This is a genomic window from Streptomyces sp. NPDC054863 (assembly GCF_053610825.1).
The window spans coordinates 1-5,528 of sequence record NZ_JBSGZD010000406.1 but is presented as its reverse complement, the minus strand read 5'-3'; the positions used below and the strand labels follow the sequence as shown (position 1 = coordinate 5,528).

At 74.7% G+C, this 5,528-nt stretch carries 2 protein-coding genes; both read right to left on the bottom strand.

Translation table 11 applies throughout. The features are described 5' to 3' along the window. Window positions 1-87: 87 nt before the first annotated feature. On the bottom strand, window positions 88-1,596 hold the full coding sequence (locus ACWGIG_RS36425) for a DUF5719 family protein (RefSeq protein WP_453326004.1): 1,509 nt from the start codon (window positions 1,594-1,596) through the stop codon (window positions 88-90). Then, window positions 1,593-5,384, bottom strand: coding sequence for a glycosyltransferase (locus ACWGIG_RS36420; RefSeq protein WP_453326003.1), 3,792 nt, complete (start codon window positions 5,382-5,384; stop codon window positions 1,593-1,595). The genes ACWGIG_RS36425 and ACWGIG_RS36420 overlap by 4 nt, the downstream gene beginning before the upstream one ends. Between the last annotated feature and the right edge of the window lie 144 nt (window positions 5,385-5,528).

Below are 5,528 nucleotides of genomic sequence, written 5' to 3'. Positions count from 1 at the left end.
CCCCGGGGGGGCGGGGGGGGGGTTTGGTGGGCGCCCCCCCCCCCGGGGGGGGGGGCGCCCCCCCCCCACGTCCGGGAACGCGGCCGGTCAGTCGTCGAGGACCGACAGGTCGTTCTGCGCGCGGGGCACCACGACCGTGCCCTTGTCGTCCGGCATCGTCTGGATGGTGAACATCGGGATGCCGTCCTCAGGGAGCTGGAGCATCCGGGCCGCGTGCACCGGGCCGCCCGACACCGACTCGACGGTCAGCGCGTAGGACCCCTTGAGGCCGGTCGGCACGGGGGCCGCCACCGACGCCGTCGTACCGGCCTTGACCTTGTACGTCTTGACGACGGGCTCGCCGCCGCCGGTGCCGGCCGATGCGGTCACCCTGACCTCGCCCGCCGCACCCGGCGCGGTCAGCGAGAGCACCGAGCCCTGCGCCCGGTTGTCGGCCGCAGTGGAGCGCGCGCCCACCGGGGCTGTCGCCGGGACGTAGGCGACCTCCTGCTTGTCCTTCATGCCGCGCACGACGCGCACCGCGGCCACCACGGGGGCGCCGCGGCTGCCCTGGGTCGGGGACAGCACCAGGGCGCCCGCCTCGCCCTTGGTGACGTCGCGGAGGTCTATCGAGGCGGTCATCCGCGACTTGACGTGCAGCGCTTCCGCGCCGGCCGGGACGATGGAGCTGTTGGCGCCCGCCAGCTTCACCTTGAGGTCCGCGTCGTTGTCGCCGGTGGCGAAGACCACCAGACGTACGGACGTGGCGTCGGCCGGGATGCCGGGGAGCACCACGCTTCCCGAGGGGTCGGCCGATGCGGTCAGCCAGTCGCTGCCCGCCTTGTCCTCCATGGCCTGCACGGCGGCGCCGACGCGGCCCGCGCGCGTGGTGACGTGGACGGTCCCGTCGATCACGCGCGTGGAGGAGAGCGTGGACAGCAGCACCGGGACGCTGGAGTGCGGCGGGACGCTGATGCCCTCCCCCGCGTCGGACTTCAGGGCGCCCTCGGGGCCGTACAGCTCGACGTCGGCGACGGCGGCGGAGTCGTCCGGGTTGGTGAGGTGGACGTAGTCCTGGCGTGCCTCGGCGGTGCTCACTCCCGGGAACCAGAATTCGGTGTCCGGCGCCGAGCAGCCCACGCCGAGCACTCCGCGGGATCCGCCGGCGCTGACCTTGGTGGTCTGCTGGGCGGCCCAGCCGGGGGCCAGGGCGCCGTCCGCGGTGCCGACGAGGGCCGGGGACTCCGAGCCGCTCGCGGTGGCCGTGACGGGCTTCCCCGGCTCCGTCAGGGCGACGGTCGGCTTCTTGGCGTCCTTCGCGTTCTTGGAATTGGCGGACGGGACCAGTTCGGCCTTGCCCGGCTTCGTGTCCTTCGCACCGGCCGCGTCGCTCTTCGGGGTGAAGGCGGTGTACGTCGTCTCCGCCAGGTCCGACCCGCTGGGCGCAGGGCACAGCAGGCTGGACCGCTCCACGGGCAGCCGTGCCGCGGCTCCCGTGCTCGCGGCCTTCGCGTCGCCGTCCGCCGCGCCGCCGTTCGGTGCGGCGATCACGGCGAAGCCGGTGACGGCGGCGAGGGCGGTGACGGCGGCGAGCAGGGAGAGGGTCGTGCGGTTCATCGGTTGTTGCTCCCGTCGGGACGCTGCCGGTCGTGGTGCCCGTCGGTCTCCGGGTCGTCCGCATAGGGGTCGTACGGCTGCGGCCGGTAGGCCGGTGGCTGCGGGGGGTCGTAGGGCTGCTGCGGGTCGTAGCCGGCGGCCCCGTACGGCTCGTAGGACTGCTGGTCCTGCGAAGGGTTCGGCGCGGGGCTCTGTACGGGGCTCTGCACGGAGTTCTGTGCGGGGCTCTGCGGCTGCTGGGCGTAGCCGTACGGGTCGTACTGGTCCTCGCCGTAACCCTGCTGCGGCGGCTGCTGGTACGGGTCCTGGGCGTACTGCTCCTGCCCCTGCACCTGTCCGTACTCGGCGGGTGCGTACGACTGTGCGTCCCACTCCCCGTACGAACCCTGCTGCGGCACCGCCGCAGCGAAGGGGGCGTCCTGGCCGCCCTCCGGAGCGAACTCCTGCGACGGGTAGGGCGAGGCGTACGGGTCCGCGACCGGAGCGGCGGGCTCCTCCTGCTCGGCCTCCGCCTCCGCCGCGGCGCGCAGCCTGCGCGCCCGGCGGCCCTCGCCCTCGGCCGGCGCGGCCGGGAAGTCCGCCGCGGCCTCCTCGGGGAGGTCGTCGTCGATCTCGCGGCGGCGGCCCGGCAGTGCGAGCACCACCAGGACGAGTGCGAGCGCGCCCTGTGTCCACAGCCATGCGGTGTGGGTGAGCGGGGCCTCGTAGGTGAGGTCGAGCTTTCCGCCGGCGGCGGGCAGTTCGAAGCCCTGCGCCCAGCCGTCGACGGTCTTCTTCGTCAGCTCGCGGCCGTCGAGGGTGGCCTTCCAGCCGGGTGCTGCGGTGTCCGCGAGACGCAGCACGCGGCCCTCGGCGCCGTCCGGGACGGCGGTGTGCGCGTCGACCGGCCTGGAGGCGACGGGCACCGGTTCGGCGCCCTCCCCCGGCGGCACGATCATGAGGCGGGCGACCTGGCGGTCGACGCGCCACAGGGCGCTGCCGTCGAGCTGGCTGAGGCGGCTGAGGCCGGGCGTGGAGTCGAGCACGCGGATCATCTGCCGGGACGCCTCGTCGCGCACGTCGCGCACGAGGACGTAGCGCACGGCGAATCCGCCGAGCTGGCCCGCCTGGTCGGCGCCGGAGCCCGCGACCAGGTTCGAGACGATCTTGTCGAGTTGGGGGGCGGAACTGCCCGCCGAGGTCAGTTCCGCGTCGCCCAGCCGTCCGCCGGAGCCGCGTACGAGCGAGTACGAGACCCGGTCGGCGGAGCTGCCGCCGAGCACCAGGGTGCGCGGCTGGTCGCGGGTGGTGGACTCCTCGGCGACGAAGGCGGGCACCTGCACCGGGTCGCGCCGGCTCAGCGGATCGGCAGCGCCGGTGAACATCCAGCCCGCGGCGGCCAGTACGGGCCCGAGGGCCGCCGCCGCGGCGATCAGTACGGCGACCGGCTGGCGCCAGCCGAAGTTCTGCGAGGCGACGCGCACCCGCGCGCCGTCCGCGCCGAGCACGGTGGCGGTGATCAGCGCGAGGCCGTAGACGAGGGTCGCGGGTCCGGCCCAGCCGTCCCGGTTGGACAGCACGGCGAAGACGAGGGCGACCAGGCCGACGACCCATGCGGTACGGATCGCGAACTGGCGCTCCCCGCGCAGCAGAGCGGCGAGGGCGGCGAGGACGATGCCGATGAGCAGCAGTCCGCCGGCCGTCTTCGGCCCGCCGGGGCTGATGCCCAGCAGGTCCAGGGGCGTCGCCGAACCGGCGCCGAAGGGGAGACCCGCCTCGCGCATCAAAGAGGCGGGGTCGGTCAGCAGCGACAGCGACCACGGGGCGAGCACCAGCAGGGGCGTGCCGACCGCCGCCACGAAGCGGAGGCCGTACGCGGCGATGTCGTCGCGCCGCAGCACCAGTACCCCGATGCCCAGGAGCACCGCGAGGGGCCACACGATCGGGGTGAACGCCGTCGCGAAGCTGAGCAGGAGCGCGTACGCCCACACCGAGCGCCAGCTGGAGCGCGCGCCCGAGGCGCTGCGGGCGCCACTCGCGGAGACGGCGCAGCGCGCGATCAGCGGCAGCAGCACGGCGAGGACGGCGGTGCCGATCCGGCCGCCGGCCAGCGCACCGGTGACGGCGGGCAGGAAGGCGTACGCGACGGCCGCCCAGGCGCGCAGCAGCCGGGACTCCACGAGCGGCCTGGAGACGAAGTACGCGGCCAGCCCGGCCAGCGGCACGGAGCAGATCAGCAGCACCGTCAGGGCGGCGTGGGTGGAGCCCAGGAGCAGGGTCGCCAGGGCGGCGAGGAGCGCCAGGTAGGGCGGGGCGGACTGGGTGCCGCCGGTGCCGATGGCGTGCCAGGCGTCGGCGTACCGCGCGAGCAGTTCGCCCGCGCCGTCGGGGGACGGCAGCAGCGCGCCGCCCGCGAGGGAGCCGCTGCCGAGGAGGCCGCGGCAGGCGATGAGGGAGACGAGCAGCAGCAGCGCGAAGAGGACGGGGCCCGGCTTGCGGGCGACCTTCTTCGCCCGGGCGAACTGCTCGACCTCCAGGAAGTCGGCGTCGTCGCCGCCGGGGCCGCTCTCGACGACGCCGTGCCGCGACCCTCCGGACTCCGGCTCGGTGCCGCTGCCGAAGCTTCCGGCGACCTGTTCGACGGTTGCCCGCAGGGTGGCGCCGGGCGGCGGGAACAGGGGCCGCAGTTCGGCCGCGTCGACGAGGCCCTTGCCGCGCGCCTTGCGGGCGGCGAGGACGCGTCCGGGACGCAGCAGCACGCCGAACAGTCCTGCGACTTCGTCGACGGCCTGTCCCGGCACCTTGCCGACGAGGTAGGCGAGCGTCCTCAAGAGGGTGCCGACGACGAGCCGCAGCAGGACGTACGGAAGGGCCGCGCCGCGGGCGTTGGCGAGCATCGTGTAGACGGCGCCCGCCTTGTCGACGCGGTGCGGGTTGGCGACGGAGCGCCCCGCGCAGTCGACGGTGCGGCGCTCGCGCGCCGCTGCCTCGGCGTGTCGTACGACGGCGTCCGGGGCGACCAGGACGCGGTGTCCCGCGGCGTGCGCACGCCAGCAGAGGTCGACGTCGTCGCGCATCAGGGGCAGCCGGCGGTCGAACCCTCCGAGCTGCTCCCACACATCACGGCGGATCAGCATTCCGGCGCTGGAGACCGACAGTACGGAGCGCACCTGGTCGTGCTGGCCCTGGTCCTGCTCGCGGCGGTCCAGGCCGGTCCAGCGGCGTCCGCTGTTGGCGATGGAGACGCCGACTTCGAGGAGCTGCTTCTTGTCGTACCAGCCGCGCAACTTGGGTCCGACGACCGCGGCGTATTCGTCGGAGTCCGCGACGCGCAGCATCTCGGCGAGGGCGTCGGGGGCGGGTGCGCTGTCGTCGTGCAGCAGCCACAGCCACTGCACGGGCTCGCCGTGCGGCAGGTCGGGCAGGTCGTAGGCGTCGTCGCGCCACTGTCTGCTGACGGGGTCCCAGCCGCTGGGCTTCTTCAGGTACGGCAGTTCCTCGGGGGTGAGGACGGCCGTCGCGCCGACGGCTTCGGCGACCGCCGTGCCGAAGCCGGTGCGGCGGGCGAGGTGCAGGACGCGTGCGTCGCCCAGTGCCTCGGTGACGAGCCGGGCGGAGTCGTCGGCGCTGCCGGTGTCGGCGGCGACGGCGTTCTGCACGGGGCGTTCCTGGCCGAGCAGTCCCTGCAGCACGTCGGGCAGCCAGCGCGCACCGTCGTGGGAGACGAGTACGGCGGTGACGACATGGCGGGGGAACTCGGGCGGGGTGTCGGCGACCGCGTACGGGGCCGTTGGTTGACTGACGGACATCGACGTACGGGCCCTCCGGCCGGGGTCCGGGGGTCGCCCCCCGGAAGGCTGGTGTAGCTGACTGCGGCGCACACGCGTGCCCGTGGGGGCGTCTGGTGCGATCGCTGGACAGCGGCCCACACTAACGGCTGCACATACGGACGG